3 protein-coding genes are annotated in these 3274 nt (G+C 45.8%); 1 reads left to right on the forward strand and 2 read right to left on the reverse strand.

Annotation, left to right across the window (positions count from 1 at the left end; all coding sequences use genetic code 11):
- Positions 1 to 418 (forward strand): aldehyde dehydrogenase family protein (locus VIP81_RS05665; RefSeq protein ID WP_331957501.1); only part of this gene is annotated, 418 nt, incomplete at its 5' end.
- A gap of 236 nt (positions 419 to 654) precedes the next feature.
- Here the strand turns inward: VIP81_RS05665 and VIP81_RS05670 are convergent.
- Together VIP81_RS05670 and VIP81_RS05675 are read right to left on the reverse strand one after the other, a co-directional pair.
- Positions 655 to 1689 carry a PDZ domain-containing protein gene (locus VIP81_RS05670; RefSeq protein ID WP_331957502.1) on the reverse strand — a complete coding sequence of 345 codons (1035 nt, stop codon included), beginning with the start codon at positions 1687 to 1689 and terminating at the stop codon, positions 655 to 657.
- Positions 1690 to 2002: 313 nt separating this feature from the next.
- Positions 2003 to 3274: DHHA1 domain-containing protein (locus VIP81_RS05675; RefSeq protein WP_331957503.1), on the reverse strand; the 1272-nt coding region annotated here is incomplete at its 5' end.

Raw genomic sequence — 3274 nt, forward strand, 5'->3', positions numbered from 1 at the left:
TACCCTGCTCGATGATGTGGAATGGAGCGATCCCGTAATGCAGGACGAAATATTCGGCCCAGTATTACCTATTCTTACCTATACCGACCTGCCACAGGCCATACAGGCGATCAAACAACTGCCTTATCCACTCGCATTATATGTATTCACGAAGAGTAAGAAAACGGAAAAAATGTTGATAGAACAGGTGCGTTTCGGCGGTGGTTGCGTGAATAATGCGCTGGTGCACCTGACAAATCCTGAATTGCCCTTTGGTGGCGCCGGTTACAGCGGTATGGGAAGTTATCATGGAAAGTACAGCTTTGACACATTTACACATCAGAAAGGAATGCTGAAAACGGCTACCTGGCTGGATGTACCCACTAAATATCCGCCGTTTAAGAATAAGCTGAAGGTAATGAAGATGCTGATGAAATAAGCAGAAGGCGGAAAGCGGAAAGCAAAAAGCTATTGAAGCGAATGAAAATATCGAATATATTTCGTGCTTGTTGATCGCTTCGGTAGCTTTTTGCTTTCTGCTGAAAATATCGAATATACTGCGTGTTCATTATTGCTTCGATAGTTTTTTGCTTTCTGCTGGAAATATCGAATACACTTCGTGTTCGTTAATCGCTTCGATAGCTTTTTGCTTTCTGCTTTACGCCTTTCGCTCTCCTACAATTCTGCTTTATTTAATTTCTTCGGAATTTTTATTTCGAGCGACTGTGTTTGTCCATTTCGTTTAATCGTAGCCGTTATACTTCCTTTGCCCCGGTTTTCACGGTATGCTTTAGAAAGATCCGCCGTTGATTTAACCGGATTTCCAGCCAGGTCTGTTACAATATCATCTTTCTTGAATCCGGCTTTTTCAGCGGGCGAAGCAGTTGCAATATCAATTACTTGTGCACCTTCGTCATTTTCCGTATCCTGTACCTGCAGCCCAAGTTTCACGCCTTCATCAGAAGGGCCATACCAGCCATTACCAGGGCCCTGTCCACCACGTGGATATGGGGAGGGAAAGGTAAACGCGCGGGGCGTTGTTTTAGGTTGTCCGGTTGGCGGCTCCAGTTTCCAGCTGTCACCATTGATATCTTTTCGTTCGTCCAGCACAACCATCACACTATTCTTTTTCAAATTGCGTGTATACGATACCGTTATTTTGTCTCCGGGCTGATGTTTACCAATTGTTTCAAACAGCTCTGCCGGTTCATTGATTTTTTGATTATCGATAGCCGTGATGACATCGCCGGTTTTAATACCGGATTTATCGGCAGGCGTACCTTTGGCGACCGTTTTTACAGTAACGCCGGTAGCGCCTTTCTTTTCTGTGATCACGCCGAGCATGGCCTTATTTGCTGCGATAGACATATCATCCTCTTCGTCGTTGTCATCGTCGTTGAACATATCGAAATTACCGGAGAAGTTGTCGCTGTCGAAGCTGAAAGCATTCCCATCACGCGGAGTAATTTTTCTGCGGAAAACAGAGAGGTCAGGATCGCTGTACTGATCCAGTTTTTTACCGTTTACGAGAATGTCGCCATTCTTGATTTCTACGGTCACCTTACTGTCTTTGTCGTTTTTGTGCTTGATGACAATTTCGTCAAACTCTCCCATTTGATTTTTGGGTGGCCTGGATGTTTGCGCAGATACCGCGCCCGTAATAAAGCAGGAAAAACCTGCCAGTGTGAGGATTTGCAGTAACCTTGTCATATTGCTTCGTCGTTTTGTTGACTAAATTTAAACTAATGCGGCAAAATTAAAGGGTGAGGGAGGAAAGAAAAAGTTAAAAAATAATGGTCCCTGCGTAGATACGAGGTTCGGTAATGCACATCTGTATCAGTGCTGATAGGTAAAATGAGCCGATTATATTGATATTACTGGTGTTATCCGAAACAAAAAAGGCGATATCAAAAGTAATTTGATGGATATGAGCATCGGGTAAACGAAATTTCTCTCCATCAGGAGCCCGAAGGAAATCGGGCATAAACTACTTTTGATATCGCCACTTAAGCGTATTCTTGGCTTAGCTGATCGCTTTCTTCACGGCAGCTACTACCTGATCCAGTTTGTCTGTATCTTGTCCGCCTGCTGTGGCAAAGGTTTTCTGGCCACCGCCACCACCTTTGATCAACGGGGCAATATGTTCTTTAATAAATTTCGGTGCTTCGAATCCTTTGGCAGCCACTATGCTTTCGTCTATAGTAAGTGCTACACTGGCTTTTCCGCCGATGTTGGCTACAAATAATAGCACGTGATCGGGGATCTCGTTTTTCAGCTGGAAGGACAGTTGTTTTAATCCTTCTGCACTGCCAACATTTACAATCTGACCGAGGAAGTTGATGCCATTGATTTGTTCTGCCTGTTGGCGCAATCCGGCTGCGAGGGCACGAACTTTCTCCAGTTCCAGCGCTTCCAGTTGCTTTTCCAGGGAGGCTTTGTCCTGCAACAGCGTTTCTATTGATTTCACTATTTCCTTTGGATTTTTCAGGGCCGCTTTAATTTCTTTCAGCTGCTGCAGTTGCTCATTAACAAAAGCTTCCGCTTTAGAGCCGGTCACTGCTTCTACACGGCGTACGCCGGCAGCCACCGCACCTTCTGAAACAAATTTAAACTGACCCAGTTCGCCGGTAGAGCTGATATGCGTACCACCGCAAAGCTCCACGCTATAGGCAGGGTCTATCACCACCACACGCACCACATCACCGTATTTTTCACCGAATAATGCCATGGCACCCAGTTTCAGGGCTTCTTCCTTAGGAAGCTCGCGGATCACTACTGGTATATTTTCCCGGATCTTCTCATTTACGATGGCTTCTACCTGTGCCATTTCCTCATCGGTCACTTTCGCAAAGTGGGAGAAGTCAAAGCGAAGGGCTTCTGCGTTTACCAACGAGCCTTTCTGCGCTACGTGGGTACCCAGTACCTGCCGCAATGCCGCATGCAGTAAGTGGGTAGCAGAGTGATGACGCTCTGTGTTATGGCGCTTATCTTTCGCTACAGCTGCTTTTACAGGTGCTGCTGGTTGCGCCGGCAGTTTATCTGCAAAGTGGATCGTAAGATTATTTTCTTTCTTGGTATCTGTTACGTGGATCACTTCTTCGCCAAAGTGCAGGGTACCGGTATCGCCTACCTGTCCACCGCTTTCAGCATAAAAAGGTGTTTGGCCGAGTACCAGCTGAAACTGTTCTTTACCTTTTGCCTTTACGGTGCGGTATTTCAGCAGTTTGGTGGTGCTTTCCAGTTGTTCGTAGCCTACGAAAACAGAGTTAGGTGTTTCGTCCAGCACTACCCAATC

Source organism: Chitinophaga sp., assembly GCF_036566945.1.
Lineage (GTDB): Bacteria > Bacteroidota > Bacteroidia > Chitinophagales > Chitinophagaceae > Chitinophaga.